General features: G+C 68.9%; 23 protein-coding genes. 12 read left to right on the top strand and 11 right to left on the bottom strand.

The features are described from left to right. Positions 1-52 precede the first annotated feature (52 nt). From KQ305_RS13980 to KQ305_RS13935, 10 genes are read left to right on the top strand one after another with little or no spacing between them, the layout of a single operon-like run. Positions 53-550 carry a DUF2231 domain-containing protein gene (locus tag KQ305_RS13980; protein WP_254944904.1) on the top strand — a complete coding sequence of 166 codons (498 nt, stop codon included), beginning with the start codon at positions 53-55 and terminating at the stop codon, positions 548-550. Continuing rightward, on the top strand, positions 550-1173 hold the full coding sequence (locus tag KQ305_RS13975; RefSeq protein WP_259726004.1) for a DUF2231 domain-containing protein: 624 nt from the start codon (positions 550-552) through the stop codon (positions 1171-1173). The genes KQ305_RS13980 and KQ305_RS13975 overlap by 1 nt, the downstream gene beginning before the upstream one ends. A gap of 11 nt (positions 1174-1184) precedes the next feature. After that, positions 1185-2123: a cytochrome c oxidase subunit II gene (locus KQ305_RS13970; protein WP_259726003.1), complete on the top strand. Its 939-nt coding sequence runs from the start codon at positions 1185-1187 to the stop codon at positions 2121-2123. A 4-nt stretch (positions 2124-2127) separates the two neighbouring features. Then, complete coding sequence (locus KQ305_RS13965; protein ID WP_259726002.1) at positions 2128-3798, top strand: cbb3-type cytochrome c oxidase subunit I; 1671 nt, start codon at positions 2128-2130, stop codon at positions 3796-3798. After that, entirely contained in the window at positions 3795-4397 is a 603-nt protein-coding gene (locus tag KQ305_RS13960) for a heme-copper oxidase subunit III (RefSeq protein WP_259726001.1), read from the top strand. The genes KQ305_RS13965 and KQ305_RS13960 overlap by 4 nt, the downstream gene beginning before the upstream one ends. Positions 4398-4400: 3 nt before the next feature. Continuing rightward, positions 4401-5915, top strand: a complete 1515-nt coding sequence (locus KQ305_RS13955; RefSeq protein WP_259726000.1) for a GMC oxidoreductase — start codon at positions 4401-4403, stop codon at positions 5913-5915. A gap of 59 nt (positions 5916-5974) precedes the next feature. Then, complete coding sequence (locus KQ305_RS13950; protein WP_259726024.1) at positions 5975-8635, top strand: MGH1-like glycoside hydrolase domain-containing protein; 2661 nt, start codon at positions 5975-5977, stop codon at positions 8633-8635. Then, positions 8632-10272: a GMC family oxidoreductase gene (locus KQ305_RS13945; RefSeq protein WP_259725999.1), complete on the top strand. Its 1641-nt coding sequence runs from the start codon at positions 8632-8634 to the stop codon at positions 10270-10272. The genes KQ305_RS13950 and KQ305_RS13945 overlap by 4 nt, the downstream gene beginning before the upstream one ends. An 8-nt stretch (positions 10273-10280) precedes the next feature. Next, positions 10281-11543 (top strand): NHLP bacteriocin system secretion protein, encoded by a 1263-nt coding sequence (locus KQ305_RS13940; protein ID WP_259725998.1) that lies wholly within the window; start codon positions 10281-10283, stop codon positions 11541-11543. Next, a complete protein-coding gene (locus KQ305_RS13935; RefSeq protein ID WP_259725997.1) occupies positions 11540-11746 on the top strand; it encodes a hypothetical protein in 207 nt (68 codons plus the stop codon). The genes KQ305_RS13940 and KQ305_RS13935 overlap by 4 nt, the downstream gene beginning before the upstream one ends. Here the strand turns inward: KQ305_RS13935 and KQ305_RS13930 are convergent. The 6 genes from KQ305_RS13930 to KQ305_RS13905 all read right to left on the bottom strand — a co-directional run bounded on the left by KQ305_RS13930 (position 11707) and on the right by KQ305_RS13905 (position 16248). Next, on the bottom strand, positions 11707-13386 hold the full coding sequence (locus tag KQ305_RS13930) for a TolC family protein (RefSeq protein ID WP_259725996.1): 1680 nt from the start codon (positions 13384-13386) through the stop codon (positions 11707-11709). The two genes, KQ305_RS13935 and KQ305_RS13930, sit on opposite strands and share 40 nt — an antisense overlap. Then, complete coding sequence (locus KQ305_RS13925; RefSeq protein WP_259725995.1) at positions 13383-13622, bottom strand: hypothetical protein; 240 nt, start codon at positions 13620-13622, stop codon at positions 13383-13385. The genes KQ305_RS13930 and KQ305_RS13925 overlap by 4 nt, the downstream gene beginning before the upstream one ends. A 5-nt stretch (positions 13623-13627) precedes the next feature. Further along, the gene (locus tag KQ305_RS13920) at positions 13628-13900 is read right to left on the bottom strand and encodes a hypothetical protein (protein ID WP_259725994.1); all 273 of its coding nucleotides are present in this window, start codon (positions 13898-13900) and stop codon (positions 13628-13630) included. Between the two features lie 82 nt (positions 13901-13982). Continuing rightward, entirely contained in the window at positions 13983-14933 is a 951-nt protein-coding gene (locus KQ305_RS13915) for an RluA family pseudouridine synthase (protein WP_259725993.1), read from the bottom strand. Next, positions 14933-15865: a ribosome biogenesis GTPase YlqF gene (gene ylqF / locus KQ305_RS13910; RefSeq protein ID WP_259725992.1), complete on the bottom strand. Its 933-nt coding sequence runs from the start codon at positions 15863-15865 to the stop codon at positions 14933-14935. Before ylqF ends, KQ305_RS13915 begins: the two co-directional genes overlap by 1 nt. Further along, positions 15865-16248, bottom strand: coding sequence for a universal stress protein (locus tag KQ305_RS13905; RefSeq protein WP_259725991.1), 384 nt, complete (start codon positions 16246-16248; stop codon positions 15865-15867). The genes ylqF and KQ305_RS13905 overlap by 1 nt, the downstream gene beginning before the upstream one ends. Positions 16249-16388: 140 nt before the next feature. Here KQ305_RS13905 and KQ305_RS13900 point away from each other — a divergent pair, with 140 nt between their 5' ends. After that, positions 16389-17594 (top strand): phosphoglycerate kinase, encoded by a 1206-nt coding sequence (locus KQ305_RS13900; RefSeq protein WP_259725990.1) that lies wholly within the window; start codon positions 16389-16391, stop codon positions 17592-17594. A 9-nt stretch (positions 17595-17603) separates the two neighbouring features. Here the strand turns inward: KQ305_RS13900 and KQ305_RS13895 are convergent, their stop codons facing one another. The 4 genes from KQ305_RS13895 to KQ305_RS13880 all read right to left on the bottom strand — a co-directional run bounded on the left by KQ305_RS13895 (position 17604) and on the right by KQ305_RS13880 (position 21026). Beyond that, positions 17604-18011: a hypothetical protein gene (locus KQ305_RS13895; RefSeq protein ID WP_259725989.1), complete on the bottom strand. Its 408-nt coding sequence runs from the start codon at positions 18009-18011 to the stop codon at positions 17604-17606. A gap of 119 nt (positions 18012-18130) precedes the next feature. Continuing rightward, the gene (locus KQ305_RS13890; RefSeq protein WP_259725988.1) at positions 18131-19528 is read right to left on the bottom strand and encodes a HAMP domain-containing sensor histidine kinase; all 1398 of its coding nucleotides are present in this window, start codon (positions 19526-19528) and stop codon (positions 18131-18133) included. After that, entirely contained in the window at positions 19506-20231 is a 726-nt protein-coding gene (locus tag KQ305_RS13885) for a response regulator (RefSeq protein ID WP_259725987.1), read from the bottom strand. The genes KQ305_RS13890 and KQ305_RS13885 overlap by 23 nt, the downstream gene beginning before the upstream one ends. Before the next feature lie 3 nt (positions 20232-20234). Continuing rightward, positions 20235-21026, bottom strand: coding sequence for a hypothetical protein (locus tag KQ305_RS13880; protein ID WP_259725986.1), 792 nt, complete (start codon positions 21024-21026; stop codon positions 20235-20237). Positions 21027-21103: 77 nt separating this feature from the next. Here KQ305_RS13880 and KQ305_RS13875 point away from each other — a divergent pair, with 77 nt between their 5' ends. Further along, positions 21104-22198 (top strand): glycosyltransferase, encoded by a 1095-nt coding sequence (locus KQ305_RS13875; RefSeq protein ID WP_259725985.1) that lies wholly within the window; start codon positions 21104-21106, stop codon positions 22196-22198. On the opposite strand, the gene KQ305_RS13870 is transcribed toward KQ305_RS13875, so the two are convergent. Then, a complete protein-coding gene (locus KQ305_RS13870) occupies positions 22182-23318 on the bottom strand; it encodes a threonine-phosphate decarboxylase (RefSeq protein ID WP_259725984.1) in 1137 nt (378 codons plus the stop codon). The two genes, KQ305_RS13875 and KQ305_RS13870, sit on opposite strands and share 17 nt — an antisense overlap. Between the last annotated feature and the right edge of the window lie 58 nt (positions 23319-23376).

Genomic DNA, 23376 nt, shown 5'->3' with positions numbered 1-23376 from the left:
ACAGCTGCCGGGCGCTGGCCATGGTGAAGAGGCCATCCGTGGCCGGTGCCCAATGCAGCAGCTGCTGCCAGCCCTCAATGATCACAACCTGCCCTGGATGGACACCCTCCATCCGATCGTGGTCCACTTCGTCATCGCCATGGCGGTGATCAGCGTGGTCTTCGATCTGATCGGCGTTGTGCTGCGCCGGCCGAATCTGTTTGAAGTCAGCTTCTGGAACCTGCTGTTCGCCACGGGGGCCATCTTCGTGGCGATCATTTTCGGCCAGGTGGAAGCGGGCCTGGCCGATCCCTACGGCGCCTCACGCTCGATCCTCAACCTGCACAGCACCCTGGGCTGGTCGTTGGCCGGCATCCTCTCGGTGCTCACGGGCTGGCGCTACGTGCTGCGCAACCGCGACCCCGAGACGCTGCCGCTGCCGTTCCTGGCCGCCGGGGGGGTGCTGGCCGCACTGGTGGTGGTGCAGGTCACCCTGGGCAACCAGTTGATCTGGGTGTATGGCCTGCACACGGTGCCGGTGGTGGCTGCCGGCCGGGCCGGACTGATCTGATGCCCGTCTCCGTGCTCCCGGCCGAGGCTCCGATCCAGCAGCTGGCCGACTGGCTGGGCCCCAACGACCTGCCCTACAGCCTGCCGATCCATCCGAATCTGGTCCATTTCACGATCGGCCTGTTCGTGATCGCGATCGCCTTCGACATCGTCGGCGCCCTCTATCCGATCGAAAAGCGGGTGTTCCGCTTCCTGGCCCTGCCGATCACCCGGGCCGGCTTCCACGACGTGGGCTGGTACAACCTGCTGGCCTGCGCCGTCGTCAGCTTCTTCACCGTGGCGGCCGGCTTCTTCGAGATGCTGCTGGCGGTGCCGCTGCCCGGCGTCACCAGCAGCATCGGCCTGCAGAGCATGGAAACCATGCTCTGGCATGGCGTCGGTGGGGTGGCGATCCTGGTGGCGATCATCGCCATGACCGTCTGGCGCGGCTACCAGCGCTTTCTCTGGCGTCGGGACATGGGCCGCCAGGTGCAGTGGCTCTACCTGCTGGTGGGGCTCGGTCTGTTCCTGGTGATCGGCCTGCACGGCACCCTTGGCGCCGAACTGGCGGGCGAATTCGGCGTCCACATCACCGCCGACCAACTCCTGGCCAGCGGAGCCAATCTCCGCACCGCCCTTCCTTAGGGCCCCTCCCCATGACCTCCTCCACCCCACGCCGCCCTGGCCCCATCGCCCTGGCGGCCCTGGCCATCTGGATCGGGCTGCTGGCCCTGATCAGTTATTGGATGGCCGGCGCGTCCTATCACTGGCTGCCTGTGCAGGCCTCCAATGCCGCCCCACTGGTGGATGGCCTGTTCAGCTTCGAAACCGGCATCGGCACCTTCGTATTTCTGGGGGTGATCTCGGTGATGGGCTGGGTGATGCTCGTGCACCGCGCCGAGAAGTACGACGAAAGCGATGCCGAACCGATCGAGGGCAACACCCGGCTGGAGGTGATCTGGACTGCCATCCCTTTCGTGCTGGTGATGGCCATCGCCTGGTATGCCATCCAGATCAACACGGAGCTGGGGGTACTGGGTCCGATGGAGCACATCCATCTGCGCGATACCAAGGAGCAGCAGGGGGGCTATCCCGGGGACCGGCTGCCCGCCGAGCAGGTCGAGGTGATTGCGCGGCAATGGTCGTGGGAATTTCGCTACACCGGCCAGAGCGTCTCGAGCACGGAACTGCACCTGGAGCTGAACCGGCAGATCACCTTCCGCCTGGTCTCCGAGGATGTGCTGCACGGCTTTTTCATCCCGGCCTTTCGGCTCAAGCAGGATGTGATTCCAGGCCGGGCGATCGATTTCAGCCTCACCCCGACCCGCGTCGGCCGCTATCGCCTGCGTGACTCCCAGTTCAGTGGCACCTGGTTCGCCGCCAACCAGGCCGATGTGGTGGTCGAAACCGCCGAGGACCATGCCGCCTGGCTGAAGCAGGCCGCCGCCGCCCCCCTTCAGAGCGGCCTCAGCGTGGCCTCCGACGAATACACCGAGCGCCAGACCAACCCTCGCGGCGGCTGGCCCACGGTGGTTCCGGCTCCCCCGCCCCAGGTGAACGTTCCCGGTTCCAGTTCCCTTCCCCACGACGCCTGAGGCCATGACCAGTACCGCCCTCTCCCCCGAACCCCCCGCCTCCTGGCGGCGCTACTTCGGCTTCAGCACCGATGCCAAGGTGATCGGCATCCAGTACATCGTGGTGGCCTTCTTCTTCTTCCTGGTGGGTGGCCTGCTGGCCATGATCATCCGAGGAGAGCTGATCACACCAGCTTCCGACCTGGTGGATCGCACGGTGTACAACGGCCTCTACACGATGCACGGAACGATCATGTTGTTCCTGTTCATCTTTCCGGTGCTCAATGGGCTCAACAACCTGCTGATTCCCACCATGATCGGCGCCCCCGACATGGCCTTTCCGCGGCTCAACACCGCCGCCTTCTGGCTGGTGCCGGTGTTCGGCATCCTGCTGATCGCCAGCTTCTTTGTGCCCAGCGGCCCGGCCACCTCAGGCTGGTGGTCCTATCCGCCGGTGAGCCTGCAGAACCCCCTCGGCCACCTGATCAACGGCGAGTTCCTCTGGGTGCTGGCGGTGGCCCTCTCCGGCGTTTCCTCGATCATGGGAGCGGTGAACTTCGTCACCACGATCCTGCGCATGCGGGCTCCGGGCATGGGCTTCTTCCGCATGCCTGTCTACTGCTGGACGGCGCTTGCCGCCCAGACCCTGCAGCTGATCGGCCTGCCCGCCCTCACCGGCGGCGCCGTGATGCTGTTGTTGGATCTCAGCGTCGGCACGTCGTTTTACAGGCCCGAAGGCGGCGGCGATCCGGTGCTCTATCAGCACTTCTTCTGGTTCTATTCCCACCCAGCGGTGTATGTGATCATCCTGCCGGTGTTCGGCATCTTCTCTGAGCTGTTCCCCGTTTATTCGCGCAAGCCCCTCTTTGGCTACGTCTATGTGTGCCTGGCCTCCTTCATCATCGTTGGCCTCGGCTTGATCGTCTGGGTACACCACATGTTCCCCAGTGGCGTCACCCAGTGGATGCGCAACCTGTTCATGGTCACCACGATGCTGATCGCCGTGCCCACCGGAGTGAAGGTGTTCGCCTGGCTGGGAACGATGTGGGGAGGCAAGATCCGGCTCACCACCCCGATGCTGTTCTGCATCGGCGGCCTGTTCAACTTCGTCTTCGCCGGCATCACCGGCATCATGCTGGCCACCGTACCGATTGACATTCACGTCAGCAACACCTACTTCGTGGTGGGCCACTTCCACTACGTGATCTATGGCGCAGCCGTCATGGGTATCTTCGCCGCCATCTACCACTGGTTCCCCAAGTTCACGGGCCGGATGCCCTACGACGGCCTTGGCAAGCTGCATTTTCTGCTCACCTTCATCGGCGCCAATCTCAGCTTCCTGCCCATGCATCCGATGGGCCTGATGGGCATGCCCCGGCGGGTCTCTTCCTATGACCCGGAGTTCGCCTTCTGGAACGTGCTGGCCAGCCTGGGTTCCTTCCTGCTGGGGGTATCGATCATCCCCTTCCTGCTCAACATGATCAGTTCCTGGGCCCGGGGTCCCAGGGCGCCGCACAACCCCTGGAATGCCATCGGCCTGGAGTGGCTGCTGCCTTCACCCCCGGCGGAGGACAACTTCGGCGAGCACGTTCCCACCGTGATCAGCCGCCCCTATGGCTATGGCACCGGTGAGCCATTGGTGGAGCACCAAGCCGACATTGATCGAGCGCTGACCCTTCAGGAGGCCAACCGATGACCAGCACCCCGGCCCCCCAGCCCGAACAGCCTGTGGCCCACGGCGAAGGCCAGCACGCCAATCACAACCTCACCGGCTTCATCATTTTTCTGTGCTCCGAGAGCGTCATCTTCCTGGCGTTCTTCAGTGGCTACGCCATCCTGCGTCTCTCCGCCCTCGACTGGCTGCCCGCCGGTGTGGACGGCCTCGAATGGCGCATGCCGCTGATCAACACGGTGGTGCTGGTGTCCAGCTCCCTGACGATGGTGGTGGCCGAGCATTTCAAGGGCAAGGGGAAGATCTGGCTGTTCCGTGGCTTCTGGCTGCTGACCATGGCCATGGGGGCCTATTTCCTCTATGGCCAGGCGGTGGAGTGGAGCGGCCTCACGTTCGGCTTCACCTCGGGCACCTTCGGTGGCACCTTCTTCCTGCTCACCGGCTTCCATGGCCTGCATGTGCTCACCGGCATCCTGCTGATGGGCCTGATGCTGGCCAAGTCCTTCCTCCCTGGCAACTACGCCGGTGGCGAAGAAGGTGTCATCGCCACGTCCCTGTTCTGGCACTTCGTGGATGTGATCTGGATCATCCTGTTCGTGCTGCTCTATGTCTGGAGAGCCTGAACCATGATCATTGACGACAACCATTACGACGTGATCCTGATCGGCAGCGGCGCCGGTGGCGGCACCCTGGCCGCCAGCCTCGCCGATGCAGGCCACACGGTGTTGTTGCTGGAGCGCGGTGGCGTCATGCCCCAGGCCGACCAGAACGTGGCTGAGGTGGGGTTATTCCGCAAGCAGCGGTATCACCCCGACGAGAAATGGTTCGGCACCGATGGGGATCCCTTCTCCCCCCAGATGGTTCATGCCATCGGCGGCAACACCAAGATCTGGGGTGGCGTGCTCGAACGCATGCGCGAGCAGGAATTCCTTGGCGTGCCGCTCCAGGAGGGACCCTCGCCGGACTGGGAACTGCGTTACGACGACCTGGCCCCCTGGTACGACCAGGCGGAATCGCTCTACCACGTGCATGGCGTGGCCGGTGCCGATCCCACCGCCCCGGCCCGCGACAGCGCCTATCCCGCTGCGCCACGGCCGGTGGAGCCGTTTCTGGTGGAGTTGCGTGCCGCCCTCGAACGCCAGGGCCTGCATCCCTACGACCTGCCGCTGAGCTGGTCCGATTCAGCGGTGGATCCCACCGGGGATGCCGAGCTGTTCGGTGTTGATCCGGTGCGCACCTGCGGCGGCGTCACGGTCAAGGAGCACGCCCGGGTGATGCAGCTGCACGTCAACCCGTCGGGCCAGGAGGTGCGCGGCGTCGAGGTGGAGATCGACCACCAGCGCTGGCTGTTCCGCGGCCACCAGGTGGTGCTGGCCGCCGGGGCCATCGGCACGCCGGAGATCCTGCTGCGTTCCGCCACCGACCACCACGCCCGCGGCCTGGCCAACGGCTCCGATCAGGTGGGCCGCAACCTGATGAAGCCCCAGCTCACCTCGATCCTGCAGCTGGCCGCCGCCCCCAATTCGGGTCGCTACGGCCGCGGCCATGGCATCACCGACTTCTACTGGGGCGACAAGAACGTCGACTTTCCGCTCGGCTCGATCCAGAGCGGTGGTGGGGTGCTCCAGGACGCCTTGTTCGCCGAATCGCCACCGGTGCTCTCCCTGGTGACCCGGCTGCTGCCGGATTTCGGTCTTGAGCAGCTCGCGGCCCGCTCCATCACCTGGTGGGCGATGAGTGCCGTGCGGCCCGATCCCCACAACCGGGTCGCCCTGCGGGGCAACCTTCTGCAGATCCATTACACCGCCAACAACCGGGAGGCCCACGATCGCCTCGTCTACCGCTGGATCGACTGCCTCAAGGCCGTGGAAGCCGACCCCCTCACCCTGGTCGCCAAGGCCGCCCCCACCCACCCCCGCGGCGAGGCGCCCCTGCCGGTGATCGGCGGCGCCTGCGGCACCTGCCGCATGGGCTCGGATCCGGCCACCTCGGTGGTGAACCTGCAGGGCCGCAGCCACGAGGTTCACAACCTCTGGATCGTCGATGCCAGCGTGCTGCCCTTCTGCCCGTCGGTGGGGGTGGGGCTCACGGTGATCGCCAACGCCCTGCGCATCGGCGCCGCCCTGAAGGCCTCCCTGTGACCACCAGCGTCCCCGGCCGCGCCGCGATCGACGCCATCACGCCGTCGGAAACCCGGCGCATGGCCGAGCGCGACCACGACATCGCCCCCTGGAGCCTGTGGGGCAGCTACCTGAGCGAGCGCCAGTGGGGCACGGTGCGCGAGGACTATTCCGCCGACGGGGACGCCTGGAGCTCCTTCCCCCACGACCATTCCCGCTCGCGGGTCTACCGCTGGGGCGAGGACGGCCTGCTGGGCCTCTGCGACGACCAGTGCCGCCTCTGCTTCTCGCTGGCCCTCTGGAACGGCGTGGACCCGATCCTCAAGGAACGGCCCTTCGGGCTCGGCAATCCCGAAGGCAACCACGGCGAAGACCTCAAGGACTACTTCTTCCATCTCGCCAACACCCCCACCCACAGCTTCATGCGGGGGCTGTACAAGTACCCGCAGCGGGCCTTCCCCTACGGAGATCTGCTGGCGGAGAACGGCCGGCGCGGGCGTGATCAGCCCGAGTACGAGTTGATTGATACGGGAATCTTCGACGAGAGCCGCTATTTCGATGTCGTCATCGAATACGCCAAGGCCGGACCGGAGGACCTGCTGATCCGCCTGCGGGCCATCAACCGCGGCCCCGAAGCGGCACCACTCACCCTGCTGCCCAGCCTGTGGCTGCGCAACACCTGGCGCTGGGGCTATCCCGATGAAGTCGAGCACCGGATCCGGCCGGTGGATGGCGCCGGCGATGGGGCCAGCGGCCCTGCGGTGGTCAGCGATGCCATCCCCCACCTGGGGGTGTATCAGCTCGACTGCGAGGAGCCCGGCCGCTGGATCTTCACCGACAACGAAACCAACAGCGAGCGGCTGTGGGGCCAGCCCAACCCCACAGCCTTCCAGAAGGACGGCTTCCATCGCCATGTGGTCGATGGTGAAATCGGCGCGGTGAATCCGGCCCTGCAGGGCAGCAAGGCGGGCCGTGTGCTGCAACGCACCCTGGGCGCCGGCGAGGAATGGGTGGTGGAGCTGCGGCTGCACCGCGTCGACGGCCCTTCTCCTACCCCTGCGCTGGGTCGGGATGCCGTCGCCGCACTCTTCGCCGAGCGCGAACGGGAGTGGCTGGAGTATTTCGAGCATCGCGTTCCCGGCCTGTCCGAAGACGACCGGCGCATCCATCTGGCCGGCACCGCCGGGCTGCTGTGGTGCAAGAAGTACTACGGCTGGAGCGTGATGCGCTGGCTCGAAGGTGACCCCACCGGCACGCCCCCACCGGCCCAGCGGCGTCACACCCAGAACGCCTACTGGGAACGGCTGCACGCCCACGACGTGATCTCGATGCCGGATTGCTGGGAGTACCCCTACTTCTGCCAGTGGGACCTGATGTTCCACGCCGTGGCCTTCGCCATCTTCGATCCGGCGACCGCCAAGGAGCAGTGCATGCTGCTGCGCAAGCCCCATTACACCGCCCCCAACGCCCAGACCCCCGCCTACGAATGGGCCCTGTCCGATCCCAATCCACCGATCGGCGCCTGGGCGGCGATGCGCATTTATCAGATCGATCGCAAGAATTCCGACGCCGCCGATCTGGCCTTCCTGCGGGCGGCCCTGCGCAAGCTGATCCTGGAATACGGCTGGTGGGCGAACCGCAACGACCGCTCCGGCGACAACGTGTTTGAGGGGGGCTTCCTGGGCCTCGACAACATCGCCGTGTTCGACCGGCGTTTCCCCCTGGCCGACGGCAGCATCATCGAGCAGTGCGACGGCACCGCCTGGATGGCCTCGCTCAGTCTCAACCTGCTGGACATCGCCGTGGAGCTGAGCCACGAAGAGCCGGAGTATGCCGACATCTGCGAGCGCTTCGTGGTGGATTTCGTGCAGCTGGCCATCGGCCTCAACAATCCGGCCGGCCGCAACTACCTCAACTGGGACGAGGAGGACGGCTTCTACTACGACGTGATCAAGCGGCCCGACGGCAGCGTCGACTATCTGCGCACCCGTTCGCTCTCGGGCCTGGTGCCGCTGTTGGCGGTGCAGAGCTTCGACATCGACACCGTGGCACGGCTTCCGATGCTCGATGTCACCCGCACCCTGGCCTGGTTCACCCACGAGCGCACCACGCCCTCCTGGATTGTGGAAAACCTGGGGATCTGGCACAACGACCGGGTGTTGTTCACCCTGGTGCCCAGGGAACGCCTGCAGCGCATCTGCGAGCGACTGTTTGACGAGGAGGAGTTTCTCTCCCCCTATGGCATCCGTTCCCTTTCCAAGGTGTATGAACAGCACCCCTACACCTACACCGAAGGCAGCGAAAGCCAGACCCTCGCCTACAGCCCGGCAGACAGTCCGGTGGCGATGTTCGGGGGCAACTCCAACTGGCGCGGGCCGGTGTGGATGCCGATGAACTTCCTGCTGATCGAGTCCCTGCAGAAGTTCGCCCACTTCTATGACGACAGTTTCAAGGTGGAGTTCCCCACCCGCTCCGGCCACTGGATCAGCCTCTGGGAGGCCTCACTGGAGCTGGAGAAACGGCTGGTGGATCTGTTCCGCCGCAACGGCGAAGGCCGCCGTCCCTTCAATGGCGGCGTGGAGATGTTCCAGAACGATCCCCACTGGCGCGATCTGATCCTGTTCAACGAATACTTCCACGGCGACAATGGCAGCGGCGTCGGTGCCTCCCACCAGACCGGCTGGAGCGCCATGGTCTGCAAGATGCTCAACCAGCTCAACCGCTACACCCCCCCGCCATGAGCTCCCTGTCCCCCAGCGCCACGATCGCCGGTCCGAGCGTTCACAACTCGCCCCTGCCGGAGGCGGCCCAGCTGCAGGTGAGCAACGGCGCCCACTTCGATGTGGTGATCATCGGCAGCGGCGCCGGTGGCGGCACCCTGGCCCGCCACCTGGCCCCCACGGGCCTGAAGGTGCTGGTGCTGGAGCGGGGCGACTGGCTGCCCCAGGAACCCCAGAACTGGGACGCCGAAGCGGTGTTCCAGCAGAACCGCTATGTGTCGAAGGATCCCTGGCTCGACAAGCACGGCAAGACCTTCCAGCCCGGCAGCCATTACTTCGTCGGGGGGGCCACCAAGATGTATGGCGCCGCCCATTTCCGCCTGCGCCAGCAGGATTTCGAGCAGCTCGCCCACTTCGATGGCACGTCGCCGGCCTGGCCCCTGCGCTACGCCGACTTCGAGCCCTGGTATCAGAAGGCCGAGGAGATGTACCACGTGCATGGGCAGCGCGGTGAGGATCCCACCGAGCCGCCCTGCAGCGGCCCCTACCCCCATCCCCCGGTGGCCCATGAGCCGCGGATGCAGAAGCTCGTCGACGACCTGCGCTCTGCCGGGCTCCACCCCTTCCATGCCCCCAGCGGCGTGCAGCTCGATGAGGCCAACATGGCCTTCAGCCGTTGCCGCAAGTGCAACTGCTGCGATGGTTTCCCCTGCCTGGTGCACGCCAAATCGGACGCGGAGGTGCTGGGCCTGCGGCCGGCCCTGGCGTTCTCCAACGTGTCACTGCTGACGCGGGCCCAGGTGAAACGGCTGGTCACCGATGAATCCGGCCGCGTCGTCAAAGCCGTGGAGCTCGAGCGGGACGGCGAGCCGCTCACGGTCAGCGGTGATGTGGTGGTGGTGAGCTGCGGCGCCGCCAACAGCGCCCGGCTGCTGCTGCTATCGGCCAACGACCGCCATCCCCGGGGCCTGGCCAACGGCTCCGACCAGGTGGGCCGCCATTACATGTTCCACAACAGCAAGGCGATGGTGGCCCTGGCCCATGAGCCGAACCTCACCGTGTTCCAGAAAACGGTATCGATCAACGACTGGTATCTCGGAGATGCCGACTTCGACTATCCGATGGGCAATATCCAGATGACGGGCAAAACCAACGGCACGATCATGAAGGGCTACGCGCCACTGGAAACCTTCATGATGCCCGGTTGGAGCATGGACAAGATCGCCGAACATGCGCTCGACTTCTGGATCTCCAGCGAGGACCTTCCCGATCCCAACAACCGGGTCACCGTGACCGGCTCCGGCCAGATCCAGCTCAGCTACACCCCCAACAATCTCACCGCCTCGGCGCGTCTGGTGAGCCGGCTGGAGGGGCTGCTGGATCGCCTCTACCTGCGCAAGCATCTGGTCGAGCGCCAGTTCTACATCGCCAACAGCATGGGCATCGCCGCCGTGGGGCACCAGGCCGGCACCTGCCGCTTTGGCAGCGATCCGGCCAGCTCGGTGCTCGACCTCAACTGCAAGACCCACGAACTCGACAACCTCTACGTCGTCGATACCAGCTTCATGCCCACCATCGGCGCCGTGAACCCCTCCCTCACCGCCATCGCCAATGCCCTGCGGGTGGGTACCCACCTGGTGGAGCGGCTGCGGGGCTGAGGATGGGGATGGAAACGTCCGAGCGGCGGGTGCTGATAGCCCTTGGCACCGCCTGGGCCCTGACGGCGGGTTGGTTCCTGTTCTGGCCAGTGCCCACCGAGGTGATCGGCCGGGGGGTGGTGATCGTGCCCGGCGGTGCCACGGTGATCGATGCCCGGGCTGAGGGCCAGATCCTCAGCCTGCCGGTGCGGGTGGGCCAGCCGGTGAGCCGGGGCCAGACACTGCTGCGCCTCTACCTGCCCACCTTGGAGCAGCAATTGCGCCGTCAGGAGAAGGATCTGGCGGAACTGATCCGCATCAACGCCGATCTCGACCGGCGCGACCAGGCGCGACTGGCCTCGGCCCGTCGGCTGCGGGACACCGCCCTGGCCCAGCTGCAGGGCAACCGCGAACGCCTCGACGCCCTGCGCCGCGTCTACGACCAGAAGGTGGCCGATTTCCGCCATCTGGCCCGCCGCGAAGTGGTGGCCCCCCTGGCCGGGGAGGTGGTGGCCAGCGAAGATCGGGCCATCCAGCTCGACAACAGCGTCGCCGAACTCGGCATCCGTGAACGGGAGGCCATCGACGCCTGGGAGACGGTGAAGCTGGGCATCGACACCGAAGCCCAGCGGCGGCGCTTTGGCATCAATGACGCCCGTCGTGCCGTGCGGGTCACCCAGGCACGCCTCAGCTTCGACGGCAGCCTCAGCGCCACCCGGGATGGGCGGCTGCTCGATCTGCAGGTGGTGCGCGGCCAGACAGTGAAACCGGGCCAACGTCTCGGCACCCTGGGGAGCCCTGATGGCGGCGGCCAGACCCTTCAGGCCGTGGCCTACTTCGCGCCGGCCGATGCGCGCCGCCTGCGCCCCGGCCTGGCCATGGAGGTGGTGCCGGACTGGAACGAGCGGGGCCGCTTCGGCGGCATCCGCGGCCGCGTCGTCAATGTCAACCTGCTGCCTGCCACCCGCGAAGACGTCAACACCACCATGGGCAACCCCCAGCTGGCGGAGGCCCTGGTGCGCCACGGGCCGGTGATGCGCACCGAGATCGCCCTGCAGCCCACGGGCAGCGCCCACAGCTTCGATGGCTTCCGCTGGACCCTCAGCCGTGGCAGCAGCGTCTTTCCGATCCGCGAGGGGCTGACCCTCAAGGCCCACAGCTACGTGGAGTGGCGCCCACCGGTCAGCTACCTGCTGCCGATGCTGCGCGACCTCACGGGCAGCTACCGCACCCTGCGCCAGCAGGAGCGCCAGGACCAGCCCCCACTCCAGCAGCGACAAGCCCTGCCATGACACGCGAACTGCCCTGGCTGGTGCTGCAGGCGGCCCTGCTGGTGGTGCTGCTGCACGCCAACGCCCCGGAGGTGTGGTTCTGGTTCGCGGCCCTGCTGGTGCTGCTGCTGTGGCGATCGTTCGCCTGGCGCCATCGCCGCTGGCAACGGCTCTGCGGCAGCGCTCAGGAGCCGCCCAGCACCAGCGGTAGCGCCACCGGCTGATCGGGACGGTCCGGCACCGGAAGCAGTTCACGCAGCAGCTGGGCGTAGCTGACGTTGGCCAGGGTGGTGGATTCGGCCACCCCCTCCATGGCGCCGGTGAGGGTGGCCACCGTGGTGGCCACATCGCTGTAGTCGGCCAGTCCCAGCTGGTAGCGGGCCCGCACATCCCGGAAGGCCTCACGGGAGGCGGTGTAGGAGGCGCGGGCCGCGACGATCTGACGCAGGGCGGCCCGGTGGTCGTAGAAGGCGGCCTCAAGGCGCTGGCGGATGGCGTTGCGCTCGCGGGCCAGGCTCTGGTCGGTGCGGGCGGCGGCGGTGCGGCTGGCGGCCACGGCGCCGGCGGTGACGCCGCCATCGAAGAAGCGCCAGTGCAGCTGCAGGCCCGCGGCCCAGTCGGAGCGCTGGTTGAGCAGCTGGGGAACCAGGGCCGAGCTGCAACATCCTTCCAAGCGGATCACCGGCTGCGTGCTCACCCCCTGGCCGTAGCCACCGGAGGCCACCAGCCGCAGGCTGGGCAGCAGCTCGGCGGCGCGGCGATCGGCCTGGCGCAGCAGGGCGTCGCGGGCGGCCTGCAGGGCCCTGAGCTGGGGGTTGTCGCGCCAGCCGCGCACGATCGTCTGCTCCAGATCCAGGGGCCAGGGCGGCTGCAACCGCACCGCATCGCTGGCCCTCAGGCTCACGTCGAACGGCACGTTGATCAGGTTGCTGAGCTGGCGCTGGCGGCTGAGCTGCAAGGCCTCGGCCTGCTCGAGCCGGTACAGGCTCTGCTGCAGGGCGGCCTCGGCGCGGAGCCGGTCCAGCCGCGGCACCAGACCCGCCTGCTGGAGCGCCGCCACCTGGTCGCGCACCACCGTGTCGCTGCCGGCGACGGCCCGGCGAATGCGCTGCAGCTGGTCGGCGAGCTGCAGCCCGTAGTAGGCGACGCTCACATCCAGCTGCAGCTGGCGCAAGCGATCGGCATAGCGCTGGCGGGAGGCCTTGAGGCCGTCGTCGGCCTCGGCGATGCTGGCGGCGCGGTAGGGGCTGATCAGCTCCCAGCCCAGTTGCATCCGGGCGGCGGCCGCACCGACGTTGGTCTGCACCACATTCCAGCCCTGGGGCCTGACCAGAAACGGGGAATCCGCCGGATAGAGGCCGGTGTTGGCGGCCCAGACCTGGCTGTAGGAGCGCTCCTGGCGAAAGCCACCGGCCAGGTTCAGGCCCAGCTCCGGCCACCAGCGCCCACGGGCCGAACCGGCCAGATCCTGCTGCTCGCGCACGCTGAGCACAGCGGCGGCCAGATCGGGATCGTTGCGCACGGCCACCGCCAGGGCCTCGGCCAGGCTGAGCCGCTGTCGCCGCTCGATCCGCACCGCCTCGGGCGAGCTCGGCAGCGCTGTGGCGGCCGGGGCCGGCAGGTCGGGCGCCTCTGCCGGGCCGGTGCTGTCTGCCTCAGCCGCCGCCGGCAGCAGGCTGCGGTCAAGCCGTTCGAGATCCTGCTGAAACCCCTGGAGACTGCGCAGCAGCGCCGAGGAGGGGGGCGGCAGCCGACGGGGCTGGAGGGCCGGAGCCGGGGACTGGGCCCTGGCCTGCCCCAGCGGCACCAACACGGCCAGCGCCAGGGCAGGGGCCAGCCAGGGGTGGGCGTGGCGCCGGATCATGGCTGCCGGGGGTCCCGGGCTGGCGCCCCATCCTTGGTGTGGGAGGCCTGCATCAGGTCGTGGAGGCCCAGGCTGGTGCGGGTCAGGCAGCCGATCGAGAAGCAGATGGCGGCACTGCCGAACAGGCCCAGCTGCGCTTCCCGGGTTTCGCCCTCAAGGCGTGTCATCGCCAGCAGCACCACCCCGGCGGCCAACCAGGGCAGGGTGACGACCATGCCGAGCTGGGAACGGTTCAACGCCATCAGCGCAGACCCAGCTCCTGGCGCAGCTGCAGCTCCAGCTGGCGCACGGCGTTGAAGCGCGCCATGGCCCAGGAGAGCTGGCAGACGCAGCCGATCGAGAAGCAGATCGCCGCGTTGCCGAACAGACCCCAGGCGTGGCTGTGCAGGTTGAAGTCCTCGGCCAGCAACAACCGCAGCGCCAGGATCACCAGCAGGCCGGCCACCACCCAGGGGCCGTACACCCAGCCGACGAAGAACTGATCAACAAACAACCGACGCGGCGGCGTGGCCATGGCCCCGGCTTCCTGGGGTCCAAGTCTGCCGCCCCGCCCGGAAGCGATCCAGGGCCGCCACAGCCGCCGGTCCAGCTGGCCCTCAGGGGGTGCGCCGCCTCAGGGCCAGCAGCAGCTTCTCAAACACCTCCGGCAGGGGGGCCTCGCACACCAGCCGCTCGCCGCTGATCGGGTGGTCGAGGGCCAGCCGCACCGCGTGCAGAGCCTGGCCGCCCAGGGCCACCGGCAGCTTGCGGCAGCGGCCGTAGGTGGCATCCCCCACGATCGGATGGCCCGTGTGGGCGCAGTGCACCCGGATCTGGTGGGTGCGGCCCGTGTCGAGCTTGAAGCCCAGCAGGGAGTAGTCGCCCAGGGGTTCGATCAGGCGCCAGTGGGTGCAGGCATGGCGGCCGGTGCTGTCCGAGACCACGGCGTACTTCTTGCGATCGACCGGATGGCGGCCGATGGCCGCCACAATCGTGCCGCGCTCCGCCGCGGGCTGGCCGTGGACCACCGCCAGGTACTCCCGTGAGGCGATGCGCTTCTGGATCTGCACCTGCAGTTTCACCAGCGCCTCCTGGCTTTTGGCGACCACGATGCAACCCGTGGTGTCCTTGTCGAGCCGGTGCACGATGCCGGGCCGCATCTCGCCGCCGATGCCGGGCAGGTCGGGGCAGTGGTGCAGCAGGCCGTTCACCAGGGTGCCGTCCTTGTTGCCGGGGGCCGGGTGAACCGTGAGGCCGGCGGGCTTGTTGATCACGATCAGATGGGCGTCCTCGAACAGCACGTCCAGCGCCATGGGCTGGGCCACCAGGTAGGGCAAGGGCTCCGGCGGCGGCATCCACAGCTCGACGGTGTCGTCGGTGCGCAGGGGCGTCTTGGCCCGGCCCGTGACGCCGTTCACCCGCACGTAGCCCGCCTCAATGAACTTCTGGATGCGGGCCCGGCTCTGCTCGGGACGCTGGGACACCAGCCAGCGGTCGAGCCGCATCGGCAGCGGCTTCGGGTAGTGGAGCGTCAGCAGCTCCCCTTCACCTTCGCCGAAGCAGGCCATCAGCTGGGGGGCAACTCCACCGGAGGCAACGCCAGAGGAGGCAACTCCAGGGAGATCGGCCCCAGCAGCGAGCGGCGGAAATCATCCAGCAGGCGCTGGGCCATGCGGGCCGTGTCGCCGCTGGTGTGGCGGGCCGCACTCGCTGTCAGCCAGGCGGCGGGGTCCGAAACCCCGGGGGGGATCGCCACCCCGTAGCGCTGCGCCAGCAGCCCAGGGGCCACCCCGGCGGCTGCCACCAACTCCAGCTGGGGCAGTAGCCGCAGAAAGGCCAGGGCCACGGCCTCGCCGTCGTAGGAGGCCTGGCCGATGTCGTCACAGAGGGCCAAGCGCAACCCGGCCAGCTGGTCATCGAGGCGGGGGGGCAGCACGCCGGGAGCGTCGAGCAGATCCAGGTCCTGGCCCAGCCGCACCCAGCGCAGGCTGCGCGTGACACCGGCCCGGCGGGCGCTCTCCACCACCTTCTTGCGCACCAGCCGGTTGATCAGGGCCGACTTCCCCACGTTGGGGAAGCCGAGCATCAGGGCCCGCACCGGCCTGGGGCGCATGCCGCGGCCGGCCCGGCGGGCATTGAGCTGCTCCCCGGCGCGAATCGCCGCCTGTTGCAACTGTTTGACGCCGGTGCCCACCTTGGCGTCACACCACCACGGCACCTCCCCCCGCTGGCGAAACCAGCCGTCCCAGGCCAGGCGGGCCGCAGGGCTGACCATGTCGCGGCGGTTGATCACCAGCAGGTGGTGCTTGCCCCGGATCCAGCGCTGCAGTCGGGGATGCCCCGTGGCCAGAGGGATGCGGGCATCGCGCACCTCGATCACCAGATCCACCTTCTCCAGGTTGGCGCTGAGGGCCTTCTCCGCTTTGGCGATGTGGCCGGGATACCACTGAATGGGTGGGGCAGCCGTGCTCAGGCGGACCGTGTCGCCGACGTCCGGCATCAGGGCACCACCAGCACCGGACAGGGCGCCAGCTGCAGCACCCGGGCAGCGGTGCTCTGGTGGTCCCCCTCCAGGGTGATGCCGCGGGTGCCCATGACGATCACGTCGGCATTGATCTCATCGGCCACGTCGCCGATCACGAAGGCCGGCTTTCCCTCCCGCTCCAGCACCTCGCAGGCCACACCGGCCTGGGTGAAGCTGGCCCGGGCCTGCTCCAGGAGCCGAGCGACGTCGGCCGGATCATGCATCACACCTTCTTCAGCCTCCACAACCGACAGCAGCACGATGCGGCTGTCGTGGCGCTGGGCGAGCTGGAGGGCGACGGCCGCCGTTTCCATCGTCTGGCGGCTTTGGTCGATGGGGAACAGGACAGTGTCGAACATGGCATTAAGCCCAGCCCCCTTGTCCTAGCGCCGACCGTTGCAGACGCCAGGGACGGGAGGTGGGAAGAACCGAATCGCGCCGCTGGCGGGTCGGGAGGGGCCGGAGGCTAATCTCCCCCCGCCTTTCCTTACATGTAACCGTGGCGAAGCGATCCCTCTCCAGCCTCAGCGCCGATGATCTCCGCGGCAAGCGCGTGCTGGTCAGGGTCGACTTCAACGTGCCCCTCGACGACGCCGGTGCCATCACAGACGACACCCGCATCCGGGCCGCCCTGCCCACCGTGCGCCACCTGATCGACCAGGGCGCCAAGGTCCTGCTGGCGGCCCACTTCGGCCGGCCCAAGGGTCAGGTGAATGACGCCATGCGCCTCACCCCTGTGGCAGCCCGCCTCAGCGAGCTGCTGGGCAAACCCGTGGTCAAAACCGACAGCTGCATCGGCCCTGATGCCGAAGCCAAGGTGGCCGCCATGGCCGATGGCGATGTGGTGCTGCTCGAGAACGTGCGCTTCTTTGCCGAGGAGGAGAAGAACGACGCCGGCTTCGCCGAAAAGCTGGCCGCCTTGGCCGATGTTTACGTGAACGATGCCTTCGGCGCCGCCCACCGGGCCCACGCTTCCACCGAGGGCGTCACCAACTACCTGAGCCCCAGCGTGGCTGGCTTCCTGATGGAGAAGGAGCTGCAGTACCTGCAGGGGGCGATCGACGAACCCAAGCGTCCCCTGGCCGCGATCGTGGGCGGATCCAAGGTGAGCAGCAAGATCGGTGTGCTCGAGTCGTTGATCGACAAGTGCGACAAGGTGCTGATCGGCGGCGGCATGATCTTCACCTTCTACAAGGCCCGTGGCCTGTCGGTGGGCAAGAGCCTGGTGGAGGAGGACAAGCTGGAACTGGCCAAGGAGCTCGAAGCCAAGGCGGCCGCCAAGGGCGTCCAGCTGCTGCTGCCCACCGATGTGGTGCTGGCCGACAACTTCTCCCCTGACGCCAACAGCCAGACCACGGCGATCGATGCGATTCCCGATGGCTGGATGGGCCTCGACATCGGCCCCGATTCAGTGAAGTCCTTCCAGGACGCGCTGGCGGACTGCAAGACCGTGATCTGGAACGGCCCCATGGGCGTGTTCGAGTTCGACGCCTTCGCCGCGGGAACCAATGCGATCGCCCACACCCTGGCCGAGCTCAGCGCCAAGGGCTGCTGCACGATCATCGGCGGCGGAGACTCCGTGGCGGCGGTGGAGAAGGTGGGCGTGGCCGAGAAGATGAGCCACATCTCCACCGGCGGCGGCGCCAGCCTGGAGCTCCTTGAGGGCAAGGTGCTGCCAGGCGTAGCCGCCCTCGACGAGGCCTGAGGCCCGGCTTCAGATCGTCCCGGGGGTGCCGGGCCGGCCCTCACCCCATTTCCCTTTGCGCTCGCCTTTGCCCCACTGGGGCATGGCGATGCCATTGCGCTCGAACAGGGCCTTCATGGACGCCCGATGCTGCTCCCGCTGGCGCTGGCTGGCTTCGCGTTGCTGCTTCATGCAGGCACGCAGGGCTTCGCTGCTGCCGGCGGCGGACAGGCAGCGCTCGCCGCTCTGCAGGATGGCGATACGGGCCTGGTGATCACTGATCGCCAGCCGCTTCTGCTCGGGAAAGATCTTCTGCATCTGGGCCGGCGTGGGCCGTCCGGCTTCGGAGGGGCCGCTCTGGGCCAAGGCGACACCGGTGGAGCCGAGGACCGCCGCCAGAACGGCGATCCTCAGGGGCTGAAGCAGGTTGGAGGGCATGGGAGGGACTGGATGGATCGATTCCATCGTGACCGGCAGGTGTGACGGCAATCGGACTGGCTGAACGCCATCTATGACCGGATGCGACTACCGCGCCCAGGACAACCGGGGCAGCCCCCTCAGTCTCCCGGCAGGGGCCAGGCCCTCAGGACCACACCGAAGCGCCCCAGCAGCGGCTCGGCGGTGGCTGGGGCCTCCAGCCGGCGCAGGTCACCGCCGTGGTCACGAGCCACCTTGGCGGCGATGGCCAGGCCCAGGCCGCAGTGCCCCTCGCCGCCGCGGGCCTGGTCGAGCCGCTGGAAGGGCGTCATGGCCTTCTGCCACTGCTGTGGGTCGATGCCTTCACCACAGTCCCAGACCTGGATCTCAAAGCCACTTTCCACGGGGCCGGCGTCGCTGTGGGGGCGCACCACCCCATCCCCCGGGCCCAGGGGCCGCAGCACCACCCGCAGGGGCGGCCGCCCGTAGGTGAGGGCGTTGTCGAGCAGGTTGCCCACCGCCCGCGCCAGCGCGATCGGCCGCACCCGCCGCACCAGCGGCTCCAGATCCAGTTCCAGGGGCACCTCCCCCACCGCCGCCGCCGCCTCCGCCACCAGGGCATCGAGCGGCACGAGCACCGGACTCTCCCCGCTTTCGGCCCCCGCGAAGATCATGAACTGGCGGGTGATCCGCTCAATCGATCGGATGTCGGCCTGGGCCCGCTCCAGCTCCTGTGGGGCCATGGGGCCTTCGGCGGCGAGGGCCAGGCGCAAGCGCAGCCGGGTGAGGGGACTGCGCAGGTCATGGGCGATGCCGGCCAGCATCGTGGTGCGCTCCCGGCCAGAGTCCTCCAGCCGCACGAGCATGGCGTTGAAGCGGGCCATCAGCTGGCGCACCGCCGGGGCGCCCTGGTCCGGCAGGGCGGCGGGCAGGGCTTCGAGGCCCACGTCGGCCAGGGCCTCCTGCAGGCGGGTCAGGGGCCGCTGGATCTCCAGCGTCAGGAAGAGCAGCAGGGCCCCCAGCCCCCCCAGGCCGACGGACAGGGACAGCAGCAACGGATCGGGCGGCCAACCGCGCGGTGAGGGCAGGGGGACGAACAGCCACACCGGCTCGAGGGGGGAAGCCATTTCCACCCACACCCCCCGCCGCGGCAAGGAGGCCGGCCGCACCGCCGGACAACGGCCCAGACGGCGGCACAGTTCCGCCTGCAGCCGCTGGGTCTGCCAGCGCAGCAGCCGGTCCCTTCGGGCCAACTCAAACGCAGCCGGCTCCGGCAGGCGGCTTATCACCAGTGGCAGGCCACTGATCTGCCCGAGCACCTCCGGGCTGAAGCGCTCCAGGGCCACTTCCCCCAGCACCAGGTTCGAGGCCACCTCCGAGCCCGTCTGGATCAGCAGTTGCTGGGCCAGGCGCCGACCGACGAGCAGGTGCAGCAGCAGCAAGCTGAGGGCAGCCGCACCGGTGCCAGCCAGCAGGTACGCCAACGTGCGTCCCAGGGACGGCCGCCAGAAGGGTTCAGGACTGGCGGGGCTTGCCATCGGGGACGAACACGTAGCCATAGCCCCAGACCGTCTGCACGTAGCGGGGCCGGGCCGGTTCCGGTTCAATCAGCCGCCGCAGCCGGGAGACCTGCACATCCATGCTGCGGCTGTCGGTGTCGCTGCCCGGGCCCCGGGCCAGTTCGATCAGCCGCTCCCGTGACAGGGGCCGGTGGGGGTGCTGGACGAAGGCTGCCAACAGGGCGAACTCGCCGCCGGTGATCGTCAGCGCCTCCCCAAGGCGCTCCAGGGTGCGCGCCGCCAGATCCACCTCCAGCTCGCCAAAACCGATCCGGGCACCGTCCGGCTGGGGCAATCCGCCTGGGAGGGTGCCGCGGCGGCGCAGCACCGCTTCGATCCGGGCGGTCAGCTCCCGCGGCAGGAAGGGCTTGGCCAGGTAGTCGTCGGCCCCCTGCTCCAGGCCGATGATCCGGTCCACCGCATCGGCCCGGGCCGTGAGCATCAGCACCGGCAGGTCATCCTCCCCGTCCCGCAAGCGCCGCAGCAGGGTGAGGCCGTCGTCGCCAGGCAGCATCAGGTCGAGCACCAGCAGATCGGGACGCTGGCCCTCCAACCGGGCCATCAGCTGGGCACCATCCCCCATGCAGCGGACCTCGTAGCCCTGGTCCCCCAGGTAGGTGGACAGGAGATGGCGCAGATCCGGATCGTCATCCACCACCCAGATCCGATGCGGTCGGCCCATGGTTCAGGGCTCGAGTGATTGGCGATCGGCGACGACGCGCACCCGCTTGGTGGCGCTGACGATGCCGTCGGGATGCACCAACAGCACCGCCCAGGTCTGGGAACCGGGGGAGAGGGGCGCCCGCACGATTTTGAACAGTCCGCCACCGCCGAGGGCACCGAGTTCCATGCTCGGGCTGGCCATCGTGGCCTGCTGCTGGGGTGTGATGGCCGCGATGCCCCCAGCGGAGAGGGCACCATCGAGCGGATCGTCGAAGATCACATCGACGTCGTAGCGCTGGCCGGTCAGCACCGCATCAGGGATCAGCAGGCTCACCGGCAGGGGCTTGTCGCCGCTGCGCAGCAGCGACCGCTCCCGCAGCACCGTCTGGCCGTTGATGCGGGTGCCGTCGCTCTGCAGGGCCAGCTGCTGCTCCGCCTCCAACCGGTAGGTGGTGCCGCCCTGGCGCCGGGTGCCGTCCACCCGGAGGGTCACCGTGGGCTGGCCGTTGCGCAGTTGGGCGCCGCTGCGCAGCTGCCAGCGGGCATCGGGAAACTGCTGCCGCAGAAGGCGGCGACGGCTCTCCAGCAGGGCGGGATCCAACCCAGGGCCCGCCTGCAGCAGACCGGCCAGGGCCGTGTCGGAGCTGCTGTTCAGGGCGCTCTCGAGGGCCTGCAGCTGGGCGGGCGAGGGGGGAGCGGCCAGGGCGGGGGTCACGGCAGCGCCGGCCAGCACCAGGGTCGCCAGGAGGGTGCCGAGCTGCCGCGGCGACCGAACTGGGGTCAGGGGGGCGTGCAGCGGGCGGGTCGGGGCCATGGAGAGGGAGGGAACCGGGGCGGCGGTGAGCGGACCGGAATCGGCTTTTAAGTTAGGCGCGCTCGTCCCACCCGCCCATGCCGACCCTGCTGATCGCCGCCAGCGGTACGGGTGGCCACCTGTTCCCCGCCCTGGCGGTGGCCGAAGCCCTGCCTGACGACTGGCAGGTGCACTGGGTGGGGGTGCCGAACCGGCTGGAGACTGAACTCGTCCCCAGTCGTTACCCTCTGCACATGGTGCGGGCCGGCGGACTGCAGGGCCGGGGGCTGCGGAAGCTCTGGAACCTGTTGCAGCTGCTGCTGGCCGTGATGCCGATGCGGCGCCTGATCCGGCGGGAGGGGGTGAGCGTGGTGTTCAGCAGCGGGGGGTACATCGCCGCCCCGGCGATCCTGGCCGCCCGCTGGTGCGGGGTGCCGGTGGTGCTGCATGAGAGCAACGCCATCCCAGGCCGGGTGACCCGGCTGCTGGGCCCCCTGTGCACGCGGGTGGCGGTGGGGCTTCCCCAGGCGGCTGAGCGGCTGCCCCGCTGCCGTCCCCTGGTCTGCGGCACCCCGGTGCGGCGCGACTTCCTCACCCCCACCCCCCTGCCGGAGTGGGTGCCGAGGGGCGACGGCCCCCTGCTGCTGGTGATGGGGGGCAGCCAGGGGGCCCTGCGCCTCAACCGCATGGTGCGGCCCCTGCTGCCGCCGTTGGCAGCCAGTGGCTGCCGCATCGTGCACCTCACCGGCAGCCAGGATCCGGAGGCGGGGCAGTTGCGCCTCGACGCGGTGGTGGAGCGGGCCTTCAGCGACGAACTTCCGGGGCTGCTGCAGCACTGCGATCTGGCCGTCAGCCGGGCCGGCGCCGGCAGCCTCAGCGAACTGGCCGTCTGCGGCACCCCGGCGATCCTTGTGCCCTTCCCCCAAGCCGCCGACCGGCATCAGGACGCCAATGCCGCCGCCGCCGCCAGCCTGGGCGCCGCGGTGATCGTCTGGCAGCACGAGCCCGGGGAGCCGGCCCTGGAGCGGGCCGTGTGGCGGCTGCTGGGGCCCCGTCTGCGGGGCGCCGCCGCCGGCGCCGATCCCCTGGAGCCGATGCGGCATGGCATGGAGGCCCTGGCGGTGCGGGACGCCGACCGGCGGCTGGTGCAGGTGCTGGAGCAGGTGCTGGAGCAGGTCAGGGGGCGCGGTTGAGGCGCTGCAGGGCCCCAAGGAGGCGGCAGTTGCCTGCCCTGCTCTGCAGCGCGATCCGCAGCCAGCTCTCCCCCAAACCCTCGAAGGAGCGGCAGTCGCGCACCAGGATCCGGTGCTGACGTTCCAGCGCCAGCCGCAGTGGCTGGAGCGAACCGGCCGCTGGTGTGCTTCGCACCAGCAGGTAATTGGCGGCCGAGGGCAGGGGCTCCAGTCCGGGCTCCCGGGCCAGATGGGCTGCCAGCCAGGCGCCCTCCCCGGCCACCCAGCCCTGCACCCGCTGCTGCCAGCGCCGCAGGCCAGCCTGGTCGGCCATCAGGCCCTGGCCCACCGCCGCCGCCAGGCCGTTGACGGGCCAGGGGTCGCGCCAGGCGGCCCAGCGGGCCAGCCGCTCGGCACCGCCCAGGGCGTAGCCGAGACGCAGACCGGCAATCGCGAAGAGCTTGGTGAGGCTGCGGATCACCACCAGGTTGGGGTGGGCGGGCAGCAACGGCACCAGCGACTGGTCCTCGCCGGCCGGCACCAGCGGCAGGAACGCCTCATCCACGATCACCAGGGCAAACCGCTCCAGCAGGGGCTGCAGCGAGGCCCGGCTCCAGAGTTGGCCGGTGGGATTGTGGGGATTGGTGAGCCACAGCACGGCCGGGCGGTCTGTCGCGGCGGCCGTAGCGATGGCGGCCTCTTCCAGGGGCCAGACGCTGGGCCCGGGCCCCCGCCAGTCCAGTGGCAGCGGCAGGCTCCGCCAGTCGCCGCCCCAGCAGTCCAGGGCCCGGCGGTAGTCGGCGAAGCCGGGTGCCGGCAGCAGACTCAGACCACAGGCGGCGGCGTCCCGCCCAGCCCAGGTGAACAGTTCGGCAGCCCCGTTGCCGGGCAGAACCATGGCCGGATCCAGCCCGTGCCAGGCGGCGATCGCCCCGCACAGGGCCCCGTAGTCCCGGTCGGGATAGTCCCGCAGATCGGTGTCCAGCGCCCGGCGCAGCAGGCGATTCAGCCGCGGCGGCGGGCCGAAGGGCACCAGGGAGGCGCTGACATCCAGCACTTGGTCCGGACGGCAGCCAAGGCGTCGGGCAGCCGCCTGGAGGTTGCCGCCATGGAGTTCCGGCGGTTCGGGAAGCTCCGTCACCGGGTGGTGAGCTGGCACCGGCTCCAGGGAACATTCAGGCGTTTGTAACACGGAAGGG

This window comes from Synechococcus sp. CS-1332 (genome assembly GCF_025127995.1).
In the GTDB taxonomy this organism is placed as follows: domain Bacteria; phylum Cyanobacteriota; class Cyanobacteriia; order PCC-6307; family Cyanobiaceae; genus Cyanobium.
This window is presented reverse-complemented; position numbering and strand designations above follow the sequence as displayed.